Source organism: Rhodococcus sp. KB6, from assembly GCF_001445685.1.
Lineage (GTDB): Bacteria > Actinomycetota > Actinomycetes > Mycobacteriales > Mycobacteriaceae > Rhodococcus_F > Rhodococcus_F qingshengii.
The window spans coordinates 47571-69083 of record NZ_LNAK01000025.1 but is presented as its reverse complement, the minus strand read 5'-3'; the positions used below and the strand labels follow the sequence as shown (position 1 = coordinate 69083).

General features: G+C 61.6%; 20 protein-coding genes and 1 tRNA gene. 11 read left to right on the top strand and 10 right to left on the bottom strand.

What is annotated here, in order from left to right; all coding sequences use genetic code 11:
- The first annotated feature begins 11 nt into the window (after nt 1-11).
- Nucleotides 12-1430 carry a pyruvate kinase gene (pyk, locus tag ASU23_RS05920; RefSeq protein ID WP_003944038.1) on the top strand — a complete coding sequence of 473 codons (1419 nt, stop codon included), beginning with the start codon at nt 12-14 and terminating at the stop codon, nt 1428-1430.
- Entirely contained in the window at nt 1431-2312 is an 882-nt protein-coding gene (locus tag ASU23_RS05915) for an acyl-CoA thioesterase II (protein ID WP_003944096.1), read from the top strand. It begins immediately after the preceding gene.
- Nucleotides 2313-2345: 33 nt separating this feature from the next.
- Here ASU23_RS05915 and ASU23_RS05910 read toward each other — a convergent pair whose 3' ends face one another.
- Nucleotides 2346-2849, bottom strand: coding sequence for an SRPBCC domain-containing protein (locus ASU23_RS05910; protein ID WP_042923025.1), 504 nt, complete (start codon nt 2847-2849; stop codon nt 2346-2348).
- Nucleotides 2850-3126: 277 nt separating this feature from the next.
- Between ASU23_RS05910 and ASU23_RS05905 the strand changes: the two genes are divergently transcribed.
- A complete protein-coding gene (locus tag ASU23_RS05905; protein ID WP_058037523.1) occupies nt 3127-4098 on the top strand; it encodes a bifunctional 5,10-methylenetetrahydrofolate dehydrogenase/5,10-methenyltetrahydrofolate cyclohydrolase in 972 nt (323 codons plus the stop codon).
- A 111-nt stretch (nt 4099-4209) separates the two neighbouring features.
- On the opposite strand, the gene ASU23_RS05900 is transcribed toward ASU23_RS05905, so the two are convergent.
- Complete coding sequence (locus tag ASU23_RS05900) at nt 4210-4824, bottom strand: hypothetical protein (protein WP_058037522.1); 615 nt, start codon at nt 4822-4824, stop codon at nt 4210-4212.
- 75 nt (nt 4825-4899) lie between these two features.
- Nucleotides 4900-4976, bottom strand: a tRNA-Leu gene (locus ASU23_RS05895).
- 107 nt (nt 4977-5083) lie between these two features.
- On the opposite strand from ASU23_RS05895, the gene ASU23_RS05890 reads away from it, so the two are divergent.
- Together ASU23_RS05890 and ASU23_RS05885 are read left to right on the top strand one after the other, a co-directional pair.
- Nucleotides 5084-5701: an ANTAR domain-containing response regulator gene (locus tag ASU23_RS05890; RefSeq protein ID WP_003944029.1), complete on the top strand. Its 618-nt coding sequence runs from the start codon at nt 5084-5086 to the stop codon at nt 5699-5701.
- Between the two features lie 208 nt (nt 5702-5909).
- Nucleotides 5910-7241 carry an ABC transporter substrate-binding protein gene (locus tag ASU23_RS05885; RefSeq protein ID WP_003944031.1) on the top strand — a complete coding sequence of 444 codons (1332 nt, stop codon included), beginning with the start codon at nt 5910-5912 and terminating at the stop codon, nt 7239-7241.
- A gap of 71 nt (nt 7242-7312) precedes the next feature.
- On the opposite strand, the gene ASU23_RS05880 is transcribed toward ASU23_RS05885, so the two are convergent.
- Genes ASU23_RS05880 through ASU23_RS05865 form a run of 4 tightly spaced genes read right to left on the bottom strand, consistent with a single transcriptional unit; the run spans nt 7313 to nt 11442 of the window.
- The gene (locus ASU23_RS05880; protein ID WP_007728720.1) at nt 7313-8119 is read right to left on the bottom strand and encodes an ABC transporter ATP-binding protein; all 807 of its coding nucleotides are present in this window, start codon (nt 8117-8119) and stop codon (nt 7313-7315) included.
- Nucleotides 8116-9144 carry an ABC transporter ATP-binding protein gene (locus ASU23_RS05875; protein WP_054781295.1) on the bottom strand — a complete coding sequence of 343 codons (1029 nt, stop codon included), beginning with the start codon at nt 9142-9144 and terminating at the stop codon, nt 8116-8118. Before ASU23_RS05875 ends, ASU23_RS05880 begins: the two co-directional genes overlap by 4 nt.
- A complete protein-coding gene (locus ASU23_RS05870; protein ID WP_003944088.1) occupies nt 9137-10126 on the bottom strand; it encodes a branched-chain amino acid ABC transporter permease in 990 nt (329 codons plus the stop codon). The genes ASU23_RS05875 and ASU23_RS05870 overlap by 8 nt, the downstream gene beginning before the upstream one ends.
- Before the next feature lie 5 nt (nt 10127-10131).
- The gene (locus tag ASU23_RS05865; RefSeq protein ID WP_037126618.1) at nt 10132-11442 is read right to left on the bottom strand and encodes a branched-chain amino acid ABC transporter permease; all 1311 of its coding nucleotides are present in this window, start codon (nt 11440-11442) and stop codon (nt 10132-10134) included.
- 303 nt (nt 11443-11745) lie between these two features.
- On the opposite strand from ASU23_RS05865, the gene polA reads away from it, so the two are divergent.
- Nucleotides 11746-14493 carry a DNA polymerase I gene (gene polA, locus ASU23_RS05860; RefSeq protein ID WP_030536747.1) on the top strand — a complete coding sequence of 916 codons (2748 nt, stop codon included), beginning with the start codon at nt 11746-11748 and terminating at the stop codon, nt 14491-14493.
- A gap of 58 nt (nt 14494-14551) precedes the next feature.
- On the opposite strand, the gene trxA is transcribed toward polA, so the two are convergent.
- Together trxA and ASU23_RS05850 are read right to left on the bottom strand one after the other, a co-directional pair.
- Entirely contained in the window at nt 14552-14923 is a 372-nt protein-coding gene (gene trxA, locus ASU23_RS05855; protein ID WP_003944106.1) for a thioredoxin, read from the bottom strand.
- 74 nt (nt 14924-14997) lie between these two features.
- Nucleotides 14998-15993: a helix-turn-helix domain-containing protein gene (locus tag ASU23_RS05850; RefSeq protein WP_003944097.1), complete on the bottom strand. Its 996-nt coding sequence runs from the start codon at nt 15991-15993 to the stop codon at nt 14998-15000.
- A 213-nt stretch (nt 15994-16206) separates the two neighbouring features.
- Here ASU23_RS05850 and ASU23_RS05840 point away from each other — a divergent pair, with 213 nt between their 5' ends.
- The gene (locus ASU23_RS05840) at nt 16207-17136 is read left to right on the top strand and encodes a DMT family transporter (protein ID WP_058037521.1); all 930 of its coding nucleotides are present in this window, start codon (nt 16207-16209) and stop codon (nt 17134-17136) included.
- On the opposite strand, the gene ASU23_RS05835 is transcribed toward ASU23_RS05840, so the two are convergent.
- A complete protein-coding gene (locus ASU23_RS05835; protein WP_172827025.1) occupies nt 17081-17656 on the bottom strand; it encodes a 2'-5' RNA ligase family protein in 576 nt (191 codons plus the stop codon). The genes ASU23_RS05840 and ASU23_RS05835 overlap by 56 nt on opposite strands.
- Here ASU23_RS05835 and ASU23_RS05830 point away from each other — a divergent pair.
- The 4 genes from ASU23_RS05830 (at nt 17622) to ASU23_RS05815 (ending at nt 21512) form a co-directional block, all read left to right on the top strand.
- Nucleotides 17622-18719 carry an isocitrate/isopropylmalate dehydrogenase family protein gene (locus ASU23_RS05830; RefSeq protein WP_039972997.1) on the top strand — a complete coding sequence of 366 codons (1098 nt, stop codon included), beginning with the start codon at nt 17622-17624 and terminating at the stop codon, nt 18717-18719. The two genes, ASU23_RS05835 and ASU23_RS05830, sit on opposite strands and share 35 nt — an antisense overlap.
- A 206-nt stretch (nt 18720-18925) precedes the next feature.
- The gene (locus ASU23_RS05825; RefSeq protein WP_156423106.1) at nt 18926-19798 is read left to right on the top strand and encodes an ABC transporter substrate-binding protein; all 873 of its coding nucleotides are present in this window, start codon (nt 18926-18928) and stop codon (nt 19796-19798) included.
- On the top strand, nt 19798-20754 hold the full coding sequence (locus tag ASU23_RS05820) for an amino acid ABC transporter permease (RefSeq protein ID WP_019748635.1): 957 nt from the start codon (nt 19798-19800) through the stop codon (nt 20752-20754). Before ASU23_RS05825 ends, ASU23_RS05820 begins: the two co-directional genes overlap by 1 nt.
- On the top strand, nt 20751-21512 hold the full coding sequence (locus ASU23_RS05815; protein WP_019748634.1) for an amino acid ABC transporter ATP-binding protein: 762 nt from the start codon (nt 20751-20753) through the stop codon (nt 21510-21512). Before ASU23_RS05820 ends, ASU23_RS05815 begins: the two co-directional genes overlap by 4 nt.
- Nucleotide 21513 lies beyond the last annotated feature (1 nt).

Genomic DNA, 21513 nt, shown 5'->3' with positions numbered 1-21513 from the left:
AGGCTCGAGCCGTGAACCGACGGACAAAAATTGTATGCACACTTGGACCTGCGACAGCTTCTGGCGACCGCATCCGTGAGCTCGTGGAGAGCGGCATGGACGTGGCGCGCCTCAACTTCAGCCACGGCGAGCATGCCGATCACGAAGAAAACTACATTCGCGTCCGCGCCGCGTCGGACGCCACCGGAAAGGCCGTCGGTGTTCTCGCCGACCTTCAGGGGCCCAAGATTCGCCTCGGCCGATTCAAGGACGAGCGGACCACCTGGGCCAACGGTGAAGAGGTTCGTATCACCGTCGACGACGTCGAGGGAACGCACGATCGCGTCGGGACCACGTACAAGGAATTGGCGCGCGACGCCAAGGCCGGCGATCGACTGCTGGTCGACGACGGAAAGGTCGGCCTGGTCGTCACGTCCATCGACGGCAACGACGTCGTCTGTCGGGTCACCGAAGGCGGTCCGGTCAGCAACAACAAGGGCCTCTCACTGCCCGGTATGAACGTCTCCGTTCCAGCCCTGTCGGGCAAGGACATCGCCGACCTCGAGTTCGCTCTCAAGCTGGGTGTCGACTTCATTGCACTCTCCTTCGTTCGCTCACCGGCGGACGTCGAATTGGTTCACGCCATCATGGATCGAGTCGGGCGCCGCGTTCCCGTCATCGCGAAGCTCGAGAAGCCCGAGGCCATCGACAATCTCGAAGCCATCGTGCTCGCGTTCGACGCCGTCATGGTCGCCCGCGGTGACCTCGGTGTCGAGTTGCCGCTCGAGCAGGTCCCGCTCGTTCAGAAGCGCGCAATCCAGATTGCTCGTGAGAACGCGAAGCCGGTCATCGTCGCGACGCAGATGCTCGAGTCGATGATCGAGAACTCACGTCCCACTCGCGCAGAGGCATCCGATGTCGCCAACGCCGTTCTCGACGGCGCCGACGCAGTCATGCTCTCGGGCGAGACTTCGGTGGGCAAGTACGTCATGGAAACCGTTCGCACCATGGCCCGCATCGTCGAGGCCGTCGAGAACGAATCGACCCGTGTCCCACCGTTGACCCACGTCCCGCGCACCAAGCGCGGTGTCATCTCGTACGCAGCACGCGACATCGGCGAACGTCTCGACGCCAAGGCCTTGGTTGCGTTCACTCAGTCCGGTGACACGGTGCGTCGACTGGCTCGTCTGCACACGCCGCTGCCGTTGCTCGCCTTCACACCGCTGCCCGCGGTGCGCAGTCAGCTGACGCTGACGTGGGGAACCGAGACGTTCCTGGTCGATGCGGTGGCCACCACCGACGAGATGGTGCGTCAGGTGGACAGTGCGTTGCTCTCCCTCGGGCGGTACGTCAAGGGCGACCTCGTGGTCATCGTTGCCGGGTCCCCTCCGGGAACTGTCGGTTCCACCAACCTCATTCACGTCCACCGCATCGGTGAAGAGGACCACTGAGTGACCCACGCGAACGCGTCCACCGACCTCGGTACTCTCCTCGGTTTGTTGGATCTGGAGCAGATCGGTGAAGACGCGTTCCGTGGATACCACCCGAAACAGGTAGGTTCGCGGACGTTCGGCGGTCAGTTGGTGTCTCAGGCACTGATGGCCGCCGGGCGGACCGTCGACGGTGATCGCCCCATCCATGCGGTGAATGCCCATTTCATTCGCGGCGGAGATGTCAAGGCGCCCATCGAGTATCGGGTGGATCGTCATCGCGACGGGCGGGCGTTCGCCAACCGTCAGGTGACTGCCTATCAGGGTGAGAACGAATTGTTCGTGATGCTCGCGGCGTTCCAGGACTCCGGCAAGGGGCTCGACCATGCTGTCGAGATCCCGGATGTTCCACTTCCGGAGTCGTTGCCTCCCATCGGCGATCATCTGGTGGGGTACGAGGAAAAACTGCCGCATTTCAGTGCAGCGCTCAAGCCGATCGACATGCGGTACGCCAACGATCCGGCGTGGATCCTCAAGGGCACCGGCGAGAAACTCAACCACAATCGGGTGTGGATGCGCCCCGACGGTGATCTGCCGGACGATTCGCTCATTCACGCTGCGACGCTGGCATATTCGTCCGACACCACCGTGCTCGATTCGATTCTGACCACTCATGGTTTGTCCTGGGGTCATGATCGTATCGTCGCGGCGACGGTCAATCATTCGATCTGGTTCCATCGCCCGTTCCGGTTCACCGACTGGGTCCTGTACGCCACCGAATCGCCGGTCGCCGCAGGTTCGCGCGGTCTGGCAACCGGACGGTACTTCTCGGTGGAAGGACTGCTGTTGGCGACGGTGGTCCAAGAAGGAATGATCAGGCATTTCCCGCGTAAAGGGGAATGAGATGCGGGCCCGAGACCGAACTCGGGCCCAGAATCAAGCAGACTTGCGATATTGCGGTGAGAGTTCGTCGGCGCGGTCCCACGGAGACCAGTCGACTTCGCGTCCATCGAGTTGGGCCGCAACAACTTCCAAGCCCGCGTGCCAACCGGCGGCGTGCGCGTACGCGGACTCCTCGTCCTCCATCGTGTGGGTGAGAGTCAGCCAACAGCCGCCGGTGCCGTCCGGTGCCAGTTCCCAATGAAGAGTGTCTGCGTCCCAGAGGAATTCGAGAATTCGGTGCGGGTGGACGCTGATGACCGTCCCGCGCGTCACGTGATCTGCGGGCAGTCCGAAACGCTCGACTTGTTCCGGTGTCACCTTGAACAGTAGATCCGCGCCGGGAGTGAGATCGAAATCGACGTCCGCCGGAAACCAGGCGTCGAGGTACTCGCGTTCCGTTATCACTTTCCAGACCTTGTCCGGTGCGTGCGGAATCGCCAGTTGGAAGCTCAGTGACACCCGACCGTCATAGGTCAGGTTTATCTTGCCGTTGTCCATCGGTGCCTCCAATGCTTGGTGCCCGTGCGGTTGCCCCCATCGTGCCATCTAATTGCACAGGATGGAATAACTGCAGGTCAGATCGTTACCTATTGATAGGTTATGTCGATTTGTCTCGTTTTGTGAGTGGCGTTCTCGACGCGTTTCGTGGCGGTGAAGCAACCGCGCGGTACGCTGACCACGCACGACTGGCGCGGGTGGGAATTACCACCGGGGAGTGCACATCGCGAGGCATCGACCGCCTGGGTGCTTCACACATCTTGTGTGAAGGGGATCCATGTCTATCGAGAATCGGCCCACCGAAAATCTGTCTACCGAAAATCTGCCCAGCCAGAACGTGGCCGCTCGAATAATCGACGGACGCGCAATTGCCGATGCTGCGCTCGCGGACCTGTCGGTGCGCACCAGGCAGTTTCGTGATGAGGCGGGGCACGTTCCTTGCCTGGCCGCCGTCATCGTGGGAGCGGACCCGGCCTCGAAGGCGTATGTACAGATGAAGGCCAAACGATCTGTCGCCGTCGGAATGACGTCGCGGACGGTCGAACTCCCGGTGAGTACAACCACCGAAGAACTGGTCGACGTGCTGAGAGCGTTGTCGGCGGACCCTTCGATCGACGGCATACTGCTGCAACACCCGGTGCCAGGCCACATCGACGAACGGGCAGCGTTCGATGCCATCTCGGCCGACAAAGACGTTGACGGCGTTACCTCGGCAGCGTTCGCGGCAATGGCGTTGACCGGTGGGGGATTCGAATCATGTACACCGAGTGGCATCCTGCGCCTCCTCGACGCCACAGGCGTCGAACTCTCCGGAAAGCATGCCGTCGTGGTCGGCCGAAGCCCGATACTCGGATTGCCGATGGGAATGCTCCTCCTGCGTCGAGGCGCAACGGTGACATACTGCCATTCGCGCACCGTCGACCTGGCCGCACACGTCGCCTCGGCAGACGTCGTCATCGCGGCCGTCGGTGTTCCGGAACTGATCAAAGGGACGTGGATCAAGCCTGGGGCAGTGGTGATCGATGCGGGGTACAACGAGGGCAACGTCGGAGATGTGGAGTACGCCGCTGCGCTCCCACATGCCGGTGCGATCACACCGGTGCCGGGTGGCGTCGGCCCCATGACGGTGGCAGTCCTGCTGGAACAAACACTGGCAGCAGCAGTTCGAGCAGCGGACGTTCGGGCATGCAGTGAGAATCATGACAGTCGTGTTGAACCGGACCCCGCAATCGCCTCGGATCGATTGTGAGACCTCGGTTTCGAGACGGAGTATTCATCCGCCCCGCGATAACCGAATTACCGCGTCGAGCACCGCTGCGCTGGAATGGCTGAGCTGAGCGCGCAATTGGGTATTCGACAGTCAGCTGTCTGCCTTGGGGATGTCGATCGTCAACTGGGACGGTGAATCGGATGTCGATACGGTGTATGCCGGACGGATGTCGACCGTGCCGACAAACGACTGCAGGATCGCACTGTTCCTGGCTGCACTGTCTATGCGCGTGATGTTTTCGCCCTCGTGAGATACGGAGTTGAGCGACGAATCCGATTGGACTCCCATCAGGTCGACTTGAAGTATCGATCGACTTCCGACGTCCACGACTGTGCTGTCACCCGCTCGGATTGCTTCACTGACGTATTCGGTTTTCCAGAACACAGATCCGCTTCCGTCGAAGCGATAGGTGATGCGGGTGAAACCATCGTGATCGATCACGTCGATCTCGGTCACATCGACGCGCGGAGTCGGTGAAGGGACCTCCGTGTCGTTCGGGAACGGGGGAGGCATGGAGATCTCGGTGGATGGGGCATCGACAGGGGGAGAGCCGACCTGAAGGGTGCCGGTCTGTGTTGCAGCATCGAGCGCGGCCTGGGTGGAAGATTCGCCGGCAGTATTGGATTGGCCGTCTGTTTGACACCCGGTGAGCAGCGCGAGAATCGATATGGCTCCGAGCAGAGCAATCAGCCGGTGACCGTTCATGGATCGAATCTAACGGCGGTCGATCTGGGGTACAGCCGAATGCCGAAACCTTGCGGTGCGGCCAGCTGCGGCAGGTGGTGCCCTCGGTGAGACTCGAACTCACACTGGACGGGTTTTGAATCCGTTTCCTCTGCCAATTGGGATACGAGGGCTTGTTGCGATGACTACATTAGAAGATGCGATTTCAATGTCAAACACCGGTACCCTCTAATCGTTCGCGTCTCGTGTCGGGGCGGTTCGATGGAGGAGGATGGTGGCCATGAATTCGCCGCAGCCGCAAGGCAATCAGCTCGCACCCCGTCGTGTTGTCGTCGCTGAAGACGAGGCGTTGATCCGCATGGATCTGGTCGAGATGCTCCGCGAAGAGGGCTACGACGTCGTCGGTGAGGCCGGTGACGGGCAGGTCGCGGTGGAGTTGGCCGAGTCGCTCAAGCCTGATCTGGTCATCATGGACGTGAAAATGCCCAGGAGAGACGGCATCGACGCCGCTTCGGAGATTGCCGCCAAACGCATCGCTCCTGTTGTCATTCTCACAGCGTTCAGTCAGCGCGAGTTGGTCGAGCGCGCACGCGATGCCGGCGCCATGGCTTACTTGGTCAAGCCGTTCTCGATCAGTGACCTCGTTCCCGCTGTCGAATTGGCGGTCAGTCGTTTCCGCGAGGTGACGGCGCTCGAGCGTGAGGTCGCTGATCTTTCGGACCGGCTCGAAGCACGCAAGCTGATCGAGCGAGCCAAGAGTGTTCTGATGGTTCGCCAAGCGCTCACCGAACCTGAGGCGTTCAAGTGGATTCAGCGCGCCGCGATGGATCGGCGCTCCACGATGAAGGCGGTCGCACAGGTCGTACTGGAAACTCTGGGCGGTGAACCGGACGCTTGAGCAAAGTGTCCGGGTTACCCGGTTGCTGCGTCGACCGTCGAAACGTCGCGCAGCGCTACAGCCGTGTAAACACTGTGCACCTTCAGATAACAGTCAGGTCACAGGGCTTTCTTGAAGGATCGCGAAACGGTTCCAAGGTCTAGCGTCTGATCCCACAGCGAGCGCCAGTTCGGGTGGCGCGAGCACCGGCTGATCTTAGGAGCGTGGGATGGCTAGACGAACACTTGTGCGTACTGCTGCAGTTCTCGGCGCGGCATCACTGGCACTTGCAGGCTGTAGCTCGGACAAGTCGGATGACTCGTCTTCGAGTGGCTCTACGTCCGGCGCTTCTGCCGCGACGACATCCGTCACGACTGATTGCACCCCGGAGCAGGCCAAGGCCGGCGCCACCCCGTCCACGGAAGCGCTGCGCATCGGCACGCTTCTTCCCGATACAGGCAGCTTGTCGTTCCTCGGGCCGCCGATGGTCGCGGGCACCCAGCTGGGAGTCAACGACGTCAATGCAGCCGGAGGCGTTCTCGGCCAACCGGTCCAGCTGATTCCCGGCGATTCGGGTGACACCACAACGGACACCGCCAATACCACCGTCGACCGCGAATTGGCTGCAGGCACTCAGGTCATCGTCGGCGCCGCGTCGTCTTCGGTCTCGCTCAAGGTGATCGACAAGATCGCCAGCGCAGGCGTCGTGATGTTCTCGCCTGCCAACACCTCGGACCAATTCGTCTGCTACCCAGACAAGGGCATGTACTTCCGCACCGCTCCGACGGACGTACTGCAGGCTCAGGCCGTCGCACAGCTCATTTCGGACGACGGTGGTCAGCGCGTAGCGATCATGGCCCTCAACGACCCGTACGGGACGGGTCTGGCGGACAACATCGAAAAGAATCTGATCGATTCGGGTGTCCCCTCCGATCAGATCGAGAAGATCATCTACGACCCGAACGCGCAGTCGTTCAACTCCGAAGTCGATCAAGTCAAGAACTTCAATCCGGATGCAGTGGCACTGGTGGGCTTCGAAGAGTCGGCGAAGATCATCACGCGCATGCACGAAGTGGGCATCGGCCCGTCGGACGGAATGGCGATGTACGGCGTCGACGGCAACATGGGTAACGCTCTCGGCGAATCCGTGGCGAAGCCGTTGCTCGACACCATGCAGGGAACGACGCCCCTGACGGACGTCGGAGCTGCCTTCCAGGATCGTCTGAAGGCTGTGAACCCCTCTCTGATCGACTTCAACTACGCCGGAGAGTCATACGACGCGGTGGTGATCTCAGCGCTCGCTGCCGAGCAGGCGAAGTCGACGGCCGGTACCGACATCGCGGCCAACATCAACAGCGTCACCGAAGGCGGCACCAAGTGCACGTCCTACGTCGAGTGCCTGCCGTTGGTGAAGGCGGGAACCGACATTGACTACGACGGCATCACCGGTGAGTTGGACTTCAACGATTCGGGGGAGCCGTCCATCGGTTCGTACGGAAAGCTCAAGTTCGGCCCTGAGAACACCCTGACCACAGAAGGATTCGTGGTGGTGGGCAAGTAAGTCGTGGGCAGGTAAGCAGCCAACGAGAATGGGCCAGGGTCTCGCGACCCTGGCCCATTCTCGTGTCTGTCCTACTTCTCTTTGCTTCCAGCGAGCGTTCCCAAGTACAACTCGATCACCTTGGGGTCGTTCATCAGATTGGCGCCGGTGTCGGTGTACGCGTTCTTACCCTGATCGAGTACGTAACCGCGGTCGCAGATCTGAAGGCAGCGGCGCGCGTTCTGCTCGACCATGATGACCGAGACACCGGCAGCATTGATCTTCTTGCAGCGGATGAACACCTCGTCCTGGAACATGGGGGACAGGCCCGCGGACGGTTCGTCGAGCAGCAGCACCGACGGATCCATCATCAGGGCCCGGCCCATCGCGACCATCTGGCGTTCGCCGCCGGAGAGTGCGCCGGCCTTCACCTTTCGTCGTTCACTCAGAAGAGGGAACAGTTCACTCACGAAGGCGAATCGTTCCGCGAATGCCTTGGGCCGCAGATAAATGCCCATTTCGAGGTTTTCTTCGATGGTCAGAGTCTGAAAGACGTTCTGTGTCTGAGGGACGTACCCGACTCCCTTCTGAACGAGGACGTGAGCGGGCGCAGACGTGATGTTGTCCTCGCGTAGGGTGACCGACCCTTCGCGTACCGGTATCAGTCCGAACAGTGATTTCAGGAGTGTCGATTTGCCTGCGCCGTTCGGTCCGATGATCCCGACGATTTCCCCTTCCTTCAGGAAGAAGTTGCATTCACGCAGGATGTTGACGCCGGGAATGTAGCCCGCGACGAGGCTGTCGGCGCGGAGCAGGGCACCTGCCGACAGTCGCTGATGCTCCTCGGCCGTCGCGGCGAACTCTGCAGGCGTGAGTGAACGTGCGTGGTTCTCGCTCATGGCTTCTCGTGCCTTCCGCGCGGTTCCTCGGGACTCGATTCCAGCGTCGCGGCGAGATCGGCCGGAAGGTTGTCGATGTCGGGTTCCGACAGGTCCCCGCCCGTCTCGAGGGTTTCGACCTCGGCTTCAGCCAGGGCGGCGGCCAGAACGGCCGTCTCGCCCACCGGATTTCCGTTGTCGTCGAACTCGAGGGCCTGGTCATGGTGGCTGCCCAGATATGCGTCGACGACGGCTGTATTGGACGAGAGTTCGTCCGGGGTGGATTCGGCGATGACGCTGCCCTGCGCCATGACCACCACCCAATCGCTGATGTCTCGGATCACGTCCATGTCGTGCTCGACGAACACGACGGTCATTCCGTCGTCGCGCAATGACTTGATGTGTCCGAGCAGGCTTTGCGTCAGAGCAGGATTGACCCCCGCCATCGGTTCGTCCAGCATCACCACCGAGGGCGAGGTCATGAGTGCGCGAGCCATTTCGAGCAGTTTGCGCTGCCCACCGGAGAGTGAACCGGCGAGGTCGTCGGCCTTGGTGTCGAGTTTGAATCGTGCGAGGAGTTCGTTGGCGCGTTCGGTGATCTCGCGTTCCTGGCCTTTCCAGATCCACGGGACGAGAGATGCAAAAATGCGTTCACCACGTTGGCCGGTGGCACCGAGACGTACGTTGTCCAGCACGGTGAGTTTGGAGAGCGCCTTGGTCAACTGGAACGTCCGTACCACTCCTTTCCTGGCTACCTGGTGGGGATACATGCGGCCCAGCGATTGACCGTCCATCGACCACGTACCGGTGTCCGGCCGGTCGAATCCGGTAAGGAGGTTGAAGAGCGTCGTTTTTCCGGCACCGTTTGGACCGATCAGACCCGTGATGCACCCTCGTTGAATCTCGAGGTGATCGACGTCGACGGCCTTGAGACCGCCGAACGTCCGCGAGACGTTGTCAGCGACCAACACCGGGTCGGGTTTCGCCGATCCGGGAAGGTGAGGAACGTCGGCAAAGATCTGTGCTCTGGTATCGGCGTCAAGCATTGAGTTGCACCTCCCGCTTGTTACCCAGTATTCCCTGCGGTCTGAAGACCATCAGGAGAGCAATCATCAATCCGAGCAGGACGTACCTGGTGGCCCCGACCTGTTGTTCGGTCAGCGAGAGCAGCGGATTCTCGCCGGAGATCGCCTGACGCAGCAAGGCATCAGGGATGGCGAGGAGGAACCAGAACAACATTGCGCCGACCACCGGGCCGAATACCGTTGCCGCCCCGCCCAGAATCAGTGCGCCGAACGCGAAGAACGTCTGCGCGGTCGAGTAGAAGTCCGGGTTGATGGACTTGGTCTGCAAAGCGTTGAACACCCCGGCCAGACCACCGATCACGCCGCCGAGAACCAGCGCCTGCATCTTGTACACGAACACGTTCTTGCCCAACGATCGCGCTGCGTCCTCGTCTTCGCGAACCGCCTTGAGGACGCGCCCCCACGGACTATGCGTCAACAGGTAGACAAATCCGCACAAGATCAAGACCAGCGTCCACCCCACGACCATCGACCAGAGGTCGTCTCCGTAGAACTTCACGCCGAGAAATGAGTACTGCTTGGCCGAGTCGAAGGGGCTCAGTGCGGTGAACGGGTCTGCGAAACCGAACAGGCCATTAGTGGAACCGGTCACCGAATCCGACGCGGTCGAGCGGAAGATCAGACGCAAGATCTCCGAAGCGGCGATGGTCACGATGGCGAGATAGTCGGCGCGCAGACGCAGCGTCGGGATACCGAGCACGAGCGCGAGGAGCCCGGCTGCGGTGAGTCCGACGAGGATGCCGAGCCAGAGCGGCTGGTCGTAGGTCACGGTCATGATGCCGACGCCGTAGCCGCCGAGAAGGGCAAAACCGATCTGACCGAAATTGAGCAGTCCGGCGTAGCCGAAGTGCAGGTTCAACCCGATTGCCAACAGTGCGTAGAAGATTGCCGACGGCCCGATCAGCTGGGCGAAGGAAACCTGGAAAGCTCCCATGATGTCCATGTTCGTCACCCGATCCTTTGTCTGGATCCGAGGATGCCCTGGGGGCGAACCACGAGGATCACGATCAAGACGAGAAGTCCGCCGATGTATTTGAGGTCTGGGTTGATGATGAGCGTCGAGAGTTGGACCAGAAGTCCGACGATGACGCAGCCGAGTAGCGCCCCGTACGCGGTTCCCAGACCACCGAGGGTGATTCCGGCGAACATGAGCAGCAACAGTTTGAAGCCCATTTCCCACTGGACGCGTCCGCCGAGCTCGGAGATACCGAACAGCACACCGCCGAGGGCGGCCAATCCGCCGCCGAGACCCCAGACGAACATGATCACGCGCTCGACGTTGATACCGGACGAAGCGGCGAGGTCACGATTGTCGGAGACGGCACGCATGGCCTTTCCGATGCGAGTCTTCTGCAGAAGCAGTGCGACGCCGACCAGGACGACCAGACTGACGATCATGACTATCGCGTTGGCGTCGGTCAGTGCGATCGGGCCCCAGTTCTTCTCGACCTGGCCCTGGTAGTCGTCGAACGGTTCGGCGCGGTCGGAGAAGAAGATCAGGATCAAGTAGCGCAATGAAATCGCGAGACCGATCGAGACCACCAATTGCGCGATCAACCCGGTCTTGCGCTTACGCAGTGGTTTCCAGACGATTCCGTTGGTCAGCAGGCCGATGCCGATGCCGACGAAGATCGCGAGGATCGTGGCGGGAATCAGCGGAACGCCGAAGGACGTGTTGATCACCCAGGCAGCAACGGCTCCCAACGTCACCATCTCGCCGTGAGCGAAGTTGGTCAGGCCAGTGGTGCCGTAGATCAGGCTCAAACCCACACCGGCGATCGCGATCACGAGGCCGAACCGCAGACCGTCGACCGTCGTGCGGATCAGCTTCTCGCCGAAGCTGACATTCGAGGCGGTACGTACCTCGCCGAACGAGAAGATCACGGTGTTCGCGCGGCCGGCCACCACCTCGCGTTCGACAGCGGCTTGCACACTGACCCCGTCGGGAAGTGTGTCGGCAACGATCTCGAAGGTGTAGGTGCCCGGTGCCACGGCCAGTTCCCAACGGCCGTTCGATGCCGATTCTCCGGTGGCGACTTCCGTGCCGGAAGAATCGAGTGCACGGACGGTGACGCCCTCGAGGCGTGTGCCGCCGTTGTTGAGATTGCCGCTGACGGGGACAGCGTTGTCGGGAACCGGTGCTGTCGGTGTTGCGGATGCTGTCGGGGTCGGCGGTGTAGGGGAAGTGGTCGGTTCCTGAGCCGAAGCAATTCCGGCCAGGCTGAGTAATGCGAAGAACGTCAGTAATGCAAAGGCCAGTAGTCGGCTGAGTGTCGCGAGGGTCTGCCGTTTCACTACGGGTGGGGCCACGTACGTCCTCCGAGCGGGTCGGGAATAGCGCGTCTGGACAAAGGTGCCGCGCAGCACAGGGATTGTTTCGTTGCTGCGATTTCCGGACTCTAACGGCTCCGTTCGCTTCAGATGGGGTTCTGAGATTTCCGGGATGTTTCGGTTCCGTATCGAAGGCCGAAGGCTGCATCAATTGTCCGATTCTTGTGTCTGTTCCTGCGTAAACAACGGCGAAGGCGTCGATGTCGGTCGCGATCCCTAGACTGATGAACCGTGAGCCCCGCAACCACAACTCGGTCCAGCACGTCCACCGCTTCAGCCGGCACCACCGGCAAGGCGGACGATCGCCCTCTTCTGATGCTTCTCGACGGGCATTCGTTGGCATTTCGCGCCTTCTATGCGCTGCCTGCAGAGAACTTCAAGACACACAGTGGGCAGGCCACCAACGCGGTGTACGGCTTCACGTCGATGTTGATCAACCTTCTTCGTGACGAGCAGCCCACCCACCTGGCCGCGGCCTTCGACGTGTCGCGTCAGACGTTTCGCGCCGACCTGTTCCCCGAATACAAGGCGCAGCGCGCGAAGGCTCCGGACGAATTCAAGGGCCAGATCGACATCACCAAGGACGTTCTCGGCGCGCTGGGCATCCCGGTCATGGCCGAGGAAGGTTTCGAAGCCGACGACGTGATCGCCACCTTGACCACGCAGGCGGAGGCACTCGGATACCGGGTTCTCGTCGTGACCGGTGACCGTGACTCGCTGCAACTGGTGACCGACAACGTCACTGTGCTCTACCCGAAGAAGGGTGTCTCGGAGCTCACCCGATTCACGCCGACGGCCGTAGAGGAGAAGTACAGCCTCAGCCCGGCGCAGTATCCCGATTTTGCTGCCCTGCGCGGCGACCCGAGTGACAACCTCCCCGGCATCCCCGGCGTCGGCGAGAAGACCGCCACCAAGTGGATCCGTGAGTACGGCGACCTGCAGGGACTGGTCGACAACGTGGACAAGGTCCGCGGCAAGGTGGGCGACTCACTGCGGGAGAACCTCGCGAACGTCCTGCTCAATCGTCAGCTCACCGAAATGGTTCGCGACGTTCCCTTGCCGTACACGCCCGAGCAGTTGGTGTTGGCCCCGTGGGACCGCGAGAAGATTCATGCGTTGTTCGACGATCTCGAGTTCAAGGTTCTCCGCGATCGACTGTTCGCGACCCTGTCGTCGTCCGAGCCCGAAGCAGAGGAAGGGTTCGAGGTCAGCGGCGACGCACTCGCCCCGGGTGCGGTTGCCGCGTGGCTCGACGCCCACGCACGAACCGGTGAGCGTCACGGCGTGACGGTGCTCGGAACCAGAACTCCGTTCGCCGGCGACGTCACTGCACTCGCGATCGCGGCCTCCGACGGTGAATGTGCATACATCGCGGCGTCGACGGCAACACCGGAAGACGAAGCAGCTCTCGGTGATTGGCTCGCCGACGCATCGCAGCCGAAGGCGCTGCACGAAGCCAAGTGGGCGATCCATGCTCTGCGTGGGCGTGGTTGGACGCTCGGTGGACTGACCAGCGACACTGCTCTGGCCGCGTACCTCGTCCGGCCGGGCCAGCGCAGCTTCAATCTCGACGACCTCTCGCTCCGCTACCTCAAGCGTGAACTGCGCGCCGAAACATCCGGCCAGGAACAGCTTTCACTGCTCGACGACACCGAGCAGCTCGATGCCGAAGCGGCCGAGACCGCGATGCTCAGCGCTCAGGCCGTTCTCGACTTGGCAGCTGCACTGGACACCGAGTTGGAGTCGATCGAATCCAAGTCGCTCCTCTCCGACATGGAACTGCCGTTGACGATCGAGCTCGCTCAGATCGAGGCCACCGGCATCGCCGTCGACAGCGCGCATCTGCACGATCTTCAGAGCCGTTTCGCCTCCCAGGTCGCCGACGCAGCAAACTCGGCCTACGAGGTGATCGACAAGCAGATCAACCTGGGTTCGCCGAAGCAGCTGCAGGTGGTCTTGTTCGAAGAACTCGACATGCCCAAGACGAAGAAGACGAAGACGGGCTACACCACCGACGCCGAGGCGTTGCAGGGTCTGTTCGACAAGACAGGACACCCGTTCCTCGAACACCTTCTCGCGCACCGTGATGCGACGCGTATGAAGGTGACCGTCGACGGTCTTCTCAAGGCCGTAGCCGAAGACGGACGCATTCACACGACGTTCAACCAGACGGTTGCCGCGACCGGACGTCTGTCGTCGACCGATCCGAACTTGCAGAACATCCCGGTGCGAAACGACGCGGGGCGCGAGATTCGCGACGGATTCGTAGTCGGGCAAGGGTTCGACGTTCTACTCACTGCCGACTACAGCCAGATCGAAATGCGCATCATGGCGCACGTGTCAGGCGACGAGGGACTGATCGAGGCATTCAACACCGGTGAGGACCTGCACAGCTTTGTCGGCTCGCGCGCATTCGGTGTACCGATCGAAGAGGTGACTCCAGAACTGCGGCGCCGGGTCAAGGCGATGTCGTACGGTCTGGCCTACGGGCTCAGTGCCTACGGATTGGCGTCGCAGCTGAAGATTTCGACCGAAGAAGCGAAGCAGCAGATGGATGCGTACTTCGCTCGTTTCGGCGGCGTGCGGGATTACCTCCACGCGGTGGTCGAGCAGGCACGTAAGGACGGCTACACCTCGACGCTCTACGGTCGTCGTCGCTACCTGCCGGACCTCAACAGCGACAACCGTCAGCGTCGTGAGGTTGCCGAACGTGCTGCCCTCAATGCGCCGATCCAGGGCACTGCGGCCGACATCATCAAGGTGGCGATGATCAACGTGCAGAAGGCTCTCGCTGACGCCGGATTGAAGTCGCGCATGCTGTTGCAGGTGCACGACGAATTGGTGCTCGAAGTGGTTGCCTCCGAGTTGGAGGAGGTCACCGCGCTGGTCAAGGACAAGATGGCCACAGCCATCGAGCTGTCGGTACCTCTGGATGTTTCGGTGGGAACCGGTCGAAGCTGGGACAGCGCGGCTCACTAGGCAGCAACGAAAAAGGCTGGGCCGGAATCGACTTCGATTCCGGCCCAGCCTTTTCACGCTATTCAGCAGATGCGGTCTGCTCTGCGATCTGCTTGCGGACCTCGTCCATGTCGAGTGCCTTGACCTGAGTGACGAGCTCCTCGAGCTGAGCGGCGGGAAGCGCGCCGGCCTGGTTGAACACGAGTACGCCTTCGCGGAAGGCCATGATCGTGGGGATGGAGCGGATGTTGGCGGCCGCTGCGATTCCCTGCTCGGCCTCGGTGTCGACCTTGGCGTGAACGACGTCGGCATGCTTCTCCGAAGAGGCTTCGAACGTCGGTGCGAACTGGCGGCACGGGCCGCACCAGGAGGCCCAGAAGTCCACGAGGACGACGTCGCTGCCGTTTATCGTTTCGTCGAAGTTCTGCTGGGTGAGTGTCTGGGTGGCCACAGGGGTCCTTTCCATTGTGCGGGCTGTTGGTGTGTGCAACGCCCCGGAACCGCTGATTCTTCCCTGAGCCGATTTCAGCTTGCGTTCTCGGTCGCCCGAAACGTCCGGCGGTAGGCCTGCGGCGTGGTGCAACGCAGACGAATGAAGTGCTGGCGAAGCACGGCACCGCCGCCGAATCCGACGCGTTCTGCGATGACGTCGACGGAGAGGTCGGAATTCTCGAGGAGATGTTGGGCGGCCAGTACTCGCTGATCGCTGAGCCAGCGGGCGGGGGTTGTTCCCGTTTCCGCTTGGAAACGGCGCGCGAACGTGCGCGCGGACATGTTCGCGCGGGCTGCGACCATGCCCACAGTGAGGTCGAGGGCGAGGTTCTCCGTCATCCAGTCGAGGAGCGGGGCAAGGGTTGCACTCGGCGTCGAGGCGAGGGGAGTGGCAACGTACTGGGCTTGCCCACCGTCACGATGGGGCGGCACCACCATCCTTCTCGCGATGCCATTGGCAACGCGAGAACCCTGTTCTTTTCGGACGATGTGCAGGCACAGGTCAATTCCTGCCGCGGTGCCTGCGCTGGTGAACACCGGATCTTCGTCCACGTACAACACGTCCGGATCGACCTTGGCTTCCGGATACGTCTGGGCAAGCCTCTCTGCATGCCGCCAATGCGTCGTGCATCGCCTTCCGTCCAGTAGTCCAGCCGCCCCGAGGACAAACGCTCCGGTGCACAGACTCGCCACCTTGGCGCCCCGGGCTACGGCCTCGTTGAGTTTGACCAACAGGGGATCGACACTCGAGTCGGGACTCGGTGAGCACATGTACGCGTCGCCGGCGTCGTAGGTTCCGCCGGCGGACACGACGATGAGATCGGCGTCGTCGAGAGAATCGAGGTTGTACGGAACATCGATGTTGTACCCGAACCGCGTTCGGATCGGACCCGGAACTGCGGCGATCAGAGAGAAGTCGTACGTGGGGAGGCCGTCGTCGGATCGGTCGAAGCCGAAGACTTCACATGCCACGCCGAGTTCGAACGCCTCGGTCATCGGCATCAGTGGGACCACCACTTTCGCGAGCATCTTTCGAGTGTGACAGAAAAACAGGAAAGTGGCAGAAAATCGTCCAAGTCTGGCTTTTCTGCCACTACTGCCACGTGGGACATTCCGTCAGGCTGGACACATGGCAATCATCGTCGTCAGCGTCTTGGTCCTACTGGTCCTGAACGTACTAGCTCTTGCCGGCCGAACGCCCGACACTCGTCACGACGTCAGTCCGCACGGAGACTTCACCCTTTGAGGGCAAGTCTGGCCTTTCAATACACCGCAGCTGCGGTGGTGTGGGGAGCCAGTTTCCTCTTCATGAAGATCGGGCTCGAAGGTCTGTCCTTCACGCAGGTAGTTCTGTGGCGCTTGGTCTTCGGTGCGCTCGCGCTGGTTCTCGTGTCAGCGGTCAGCCGGATCGGCCTACCGAGGGACTTTCGCGTCTGGAAACACATGGCTTTTCTCGCAGCGACACAATGCATCGTGCCGTGGCTGCTGTTCAGTTGGGCGGAGCAAAACATGTCCTCGGGACTCGCGAGCATCTACAACGCCACCACGCCACTGATGACTATGGCTGTCTCCCTTGCCTTTCTGCCGGGGGCGACGCTGACGCGATACAAATCGCTGGGGTTGCTTCTCGGATTCGGGGGGGTGCTGATCGTATTGGCGCCGTGGAATCTCGGCGTCGGCGGAAGTGTCAGTTCTCAGGTCGCTTGCCTGGGAGCGACTGCCTCGTACGGGATTTCGTTTGTCTACCTCAGACGTTTCGTGCTTCCTCTCGGCGTCGACACCCGCACGGTCGCGTTATTGCAGATCAGTATCGGTGCATTCGTGATGGTTCTGGCCTCACCGGTCATCGCGAATACACCGATGCACCTGACGCCGGCAGTTGTCCTGTCGATGATCGCTCTGGGCGCACTGGGGACCGGGCTCGCATTCATCTGGAACACCAATGTCGTTCAGGGGTGGGGGCCGACTGCGGCGTCCACCGTCACTTACCTCAGTCCAGTGGTGGGCGTCGCTCTCGGCGCAATAGTCTTGAACGAAAGCGTTGGCTGGAATCAGCCGGTTGGTGCACTCGCGGTGATCGCGGGAATCCTGGTGACCCGACGTGCAACCCGATCTGTCACAGCGGCGGCGTCAGTAACCACTCCGTCTTCTGTTCGCCGTCCCAGCGCCTGATCGCGCCGCAGCGCCCTTGAATCACGTCGGTGCCCAGCAGGGCGATGGCTTCACCCAGACGTGCAGGTTCGACGCGTCGGGCGAGCGTTACATGAGGCGTCCACGCGCCGGGCTCGACGTGGGCGGGAAGTGCCGTCGAGTCAACTGTTGACTCGGCTATTTCTCGGTGCAGGTGAAGGAGTGCGCGCGAAGGAATGACCGAGCGCGCCAAGACCATCTGCTTGCCGCCGAACACGACGTAGCCACCGAGTCGGACCTCGAAGTCCGGGGCCGAGAAGCGCCGCTTCAACAGTTCGTCGATCTCCGCGGGGATCTCACGGGCGACGAACAGCGTGATGTGCGGACGGTTGGACGGGCTGTGATGAGAGGCCTGACTCGGTAAACCGGCGTCGGCGAGTAGCTGCCATTGTGCTCGCACTGCCGACTCACTCACTGGATCGAGGAGCAATTCCACCGACTGGACCATGGTGAGCAATGATTGCCTGATGACAGGTGCGAGCGCAATCGGTACTTCGGCCATGCGGCTGGGGCTCATGCACGGCGACGGAATCGGCCACGAAATCGTCCCGGCGACACGGCAGATCGTGGATGCGGCGTTGTCAGCGGTTCATGCTCCGCCCGTCGAGTGGGTCGAGCTTCCGCTCGGGAGTACGGCCATCGACAGCCACGGCACGCCGATTCCCGACGAGACCATCGATGGGTTGGGGCAGCTGCAGGGTTGGATTCTCGGACCCCACGACAGTGCGTCCTATCCGGAGAGGTTTCGCGGACAACTCACACCCGGCGGCGTCATCCGGAAGAAGTTCGAGCTGTTCGCGAACATTCGGCCGGCAGCGGCGTTCCCCGGTGTCAAGGCAATGGTCCCCGACATGGATCTGGTGATCGTCCGCGAGAACACCGAGGGGTTGTACGCGGATCGGAACATGGCAGTCGGCAGCGGCGAGTTCATGCCGACGCCCGACATCGCGCTGGCCGTCGGTGTGTTCACCCGCGCTGCGTGTGAACGGATCGCACGCACTGCCTTCGCGTTGGCGTCGCGACGGCGCAATCACGTCACGATCGTCCACAAAGCCAACGTCCTCACACTGACCACCGGCCTGTTCCGTGACGCCTGCCGAACCGTCGCTGCGGAGTACCCACACGTAGTCGTCGACGACGAGCACGTCGACGCGATGGCGGCGCACCTGGTTCGGCGCGGCGGCGACTTCGATGTCGTGGTGACCGAAAACATGTTCGGCGACATTTTGTCGGATCTGGCGGGCGAGCTGTCCGGTTCACTCGGAACCGCGCCGTCGATCAACGCTTCCGAGACGCAGGTCATGGCTCAGGCTGCGCACGGTGCAGCACCCGACATCGCCGGGAAGAATCGGGCGAACCCGACGGCACTGTTCCTCTCGAGTGCAATGATGCTCGACTGGCTCGGTGATGCGCGTGGCGATCGGTTGTTGTCTGCGGCAGCACGCCGCATTTCAGACGCGGTTCGCACGACCATCGCGTCGGGCATCGCGACCGCCGACCTCGGCGGTTTGGCATCGACCAGCGAATTTTCCGAAGTCGTGTACGCACACACTCTGCGTCGCTGATTCTTGTACGACAGGCCGGAATCTTGCGAAGTCGGCGACGGTGGAACTCCTGCCGTAACCTACCGTTCGACTGAATTTCGGATGGACGTTGCAAGTGCGGCGATCGACGAGTGGAGAGCAGAGTCGTGGTCGATGAAAACGCACGGGCACCAAGGCCACGTGGCGTGAGTTATGGCTCGAGCAGTGGCGGGCGTATCCGCGCCAACGTGGTGCGAGTCCTGTTGGTGGGCTTGATCATCGCATTGTGCGGCGGATGTGTCACCAACAACGAGGGTCTCGTTCCGGAAGGGCCGCCACTTGATGTCCAGAAGGTGCCCGAGATCGCCGCACTTCTGCCGTCCAAGGTCACGGATTCGGGCAAACTGCAGGTCGGGGTCAACATTCCTTACGCGCCAAACGAATTCAAGGACGCGGACGGCAACATCGTCGGTTTCGACGTCGACCTGATGAATGCCGTTGCCGCCGTGCTCGGGGTCGAAGCTGTCTTCAACCAAGCCGACTTTGACAAGATCATCCCCGCTATTCAGTCGGGAAGCTACGACCTCGGCATGTCTTCGTTCACCGACTCCAAGGAGCGCGAGAAGACGGTCGACTTCGTCACGTACTACAGCGCGGGTATCCAGTGGGCCCAGCGGCCGGACAAGCCAGTCGATCCGAACAATGCGTGCGGGCTTCGGGTGGCGGTGCAGACCACGACCACCGAGGACATCGACGAGGTGCCTGCCAAGAGCGAGGCCTGCGTGGCCGAGGGCAAACCCCCGATCGACAAGATCAAGTACGACAGCCAGGACGACGCGGCCAACGCGCTCATTCTCGGTCGAGTCGACGCGCTGTCCGCTGATTCACCAGTGACCGGCTATGCGATCAAACGGAGCAAGGGCCGGATGGAAGCTGCGGGAGAACCCTTCGATTCGGCGCCTTACGGCTGGCCGATCGTGAAGGGCTCCGCCCTCGGTCCCGCCCTGCAGCAGGCAATGCAGTACCTGATCAACAACGGTGTCTATCAACAGATCGCGCAGACCTGGAGTGTCGAGGCCGGCGTCATCGAAGTATCCAAGATCAACGGCGCGGAAAGCTGATGAACATGACAACAACTGAGACCGGCGATCCGGTGCCGATCAAGGCGATTCCACTACGCAGACCTGGTCGTTGGATTGCCGCGGTCGTCGTCGTGGTCCTCTTCGGACTGTTCGTTTACGGCGCGGCGACCAACGAAGCCTTTGCATGGGGGACTTACGGTCAGTATCTGTTCGACAAACGCATCTCCGCTGGTGCGTGGACAACGATCCAGCTGACGGTGCTGGCAATGGTGATCGCGATCGTCCTCGGTGTGATTCTGGCAGTCATGCGACTCTCTCCCAACCCGGTGCTTCGCGCCGCGGCTTGGGGCTATCTGTGGATCTTTCGAGGAACACCTGTCTACGTGCAGTTGGTCTTCTGGGGCCTGTTCCCGTCGATTTACAAGAGCATCGATCTCGGTATTCCCTTCGTACATCAGTTTGCGCACATCAATCTCCAGGACTTGCAGGCAGCGTTTCTGTTTGCCGTGATCGGTTTGGCATTGAACGAGGCCGCCTACATGGCCGAGATCGTCCGCGCCGGCGTGAGTTCGGTCAACGAGGGCCAGACCGAAGCATCTGTTGCATTGGGTATGACGTGGAGTCAGACGATGCGACGAACCGTTCTACCGCAGGCGATGCGCGTCATCATTCCGCCGACCGGTAACGAGGTCATCAGCATGCTCAAGACCACCTCGCTCGTGACGGCGGTCCCTTACAGCTTCGAGTTGTACGGTCGAGCGCGCGATATCTCGGGCGCCAACTTCGAGCCGATTCCCCTGTTGATGGTGGCGGCGACGTGGTACCTCGCAATCACGAGTCTGCTCATGATCGGGCAGTACTACGTCGAGCGTCACTATTCGAAGGGCGCAACCCGAGCACTGACCACACGCCAACTTCAGGCACTGGCCGACGCGCAAGGAAAAGCTACGGTAGTGGAAACGCTTCCGGATACCCCCGGAGGAGAACGCAAATGACCCCCATGGTGAAAGCAGACCGAGTTTGTAAGAACTTCGGCGCATTGGAGGTCCTGAAAGGGATTTCGCTCGAAATCGACCCCGGTCAGGTCCTGTGTCTCGTCGGGCCGTCCGGGTCGGGCAAGTCGACGTTCTTGCGCTGCATCAATCACCTCGAGCAGGTCAACGCCGGCCGACTGTACGTCGACGGCGACCTGGTGGGCTACTCGGAGAAGAACGGAAAACTGTACGAACTTCACCCGCGAGCAGCGGCCAAACAACGCCGCGACATCGGGATGGTGTTTCAGCACTTCAATCTGTTCCCGCACCGCACCGCTCTCGAGAACATCATCGAAGCGCCGACGCAGGTGAAGCGCGTCAGTAAGAAGAAGGCTGTCGAACGAGCGAAGGACCTCCTCGATCAGGTCGGGTTGAGCGCCAAAGCCAACGCCTACCCGGCCCAGTTGTCGGGTGGTCAGCAGCAAAGAGTTGCCATCGCCCGCGCTCTCGCGATGGACCCGAAGCTCATGCTGTTCGACGAGCCGACGTCCGCGCTCGACCCCGAACTGGTCGGTGAAGTTCTCACCGTGATGAAGCAGTTGGCCAAAGAAGGCATGACGATGGTGGTCGTCACCCACGAGATGGGTTTCGCCCGCGAGGTCGCCGACCAGTTGGTCTTCATGGACGGGGGAGTTGTGGTCGAGGCAGGCGAGCCGCGGGAACTCCTGGCCAATCCTCAGCACGACCGGACCAAGGCTTTCCTGTCGAAGCTGCTGTAGC

Bases quoted from the DNA above. Each gene is read 5' to 3' on its own strand.
- ASU23_RS05910 (WP_042923025.1), bottom strand. From the start codon at position 2,849: ATGGACAACGGCAAGATAAACCTGACCTATGACGGTCGGGTGTCACTG.
- ASU23_RS05905 (WP_058037523.1), top strand. From the start codon at position 3,127: ATGTCTATCGAGAATCGGCCCACCGAAAATCTGTCTACCGAAAATCTG.
- ASU23_RS05900 (WP_058037522.1), bottom strand. From the start codon at position 4,824: ATGAACGGTCACCGGCTGATTGCTCTGCTCGGAGCCATATCGATTCTC.
- ASU23_RS05890 (WP_003944029.1), top strand. From the start codon at position 5,084: ATGAATTCGCCGCAGCCGCAAGGCAATCAGCTCGCACCCCGTCGTGTT.
- ASU23_RS05885 (WP_003944031.1), top strand. From the start codon at position 5,910: ATGGCTAGACGAACACTTGTGCGTACTGCTGCAGTTCTCGGCGCGGCA.
- ASU23_RS05880 (WP_007728720.1), bottom strand. From the start codon at position 8,119: ATGAGCGAGAACCACGCACGTTCACTCACGCCTGCAGAGTTCGCCGCG.
- ASU23_RS05875 (WP_054781295.1), bottom strand. From the start codon at position 9,144: ATGCTTGACGCCGATACCAGAGCACAGATCTTTGCCGACGTTCCTCAC.
- ASU23_RS05870 (WP_003944088.1), bottom strand. From the start codon at position 10,126: ATGGACATCATGGGAGCTTTCCAGGTTTCCTTCGCCCAGCTGATCGGG.
- ASU23_RS05850 (WP_003944097.1), bottom strand. From the start codon at position 15,993: ATGCTCGCGAAAGTGGTGGTCCCACTGATGCCGATGACCGAGGCGTTC.
- ASU23_RS05830 (WP_039972997.1), top strand. From the start codon at position 17,622: ATGACAGGTGCGAGCGCAATCGGTACTTCGGCCATGCGGCTGGGGCTC.
- ASU23_RS05835 (WP_172827025.1), bottom strand. From the start codon at position 17,656: ATGGCCGAAGTACCGATTGCGCTCGCACCTGTCATCAGGCAATCATTG.
- ASU23_RS05820 (WP_019748635.1), top strand. From the start codon at position 19,798: ATGAACATGACAACAACTGAGACCGGCGATCCGGTGCCGATCAAGGCG.
- ASU23_RS05815 (WP_019748634.1), top strand. From the start codon at position 20,751: ATGACCCCCATGGTGAAAGCAGACCGAGTTTGTAAGAACTTCGGCGCA.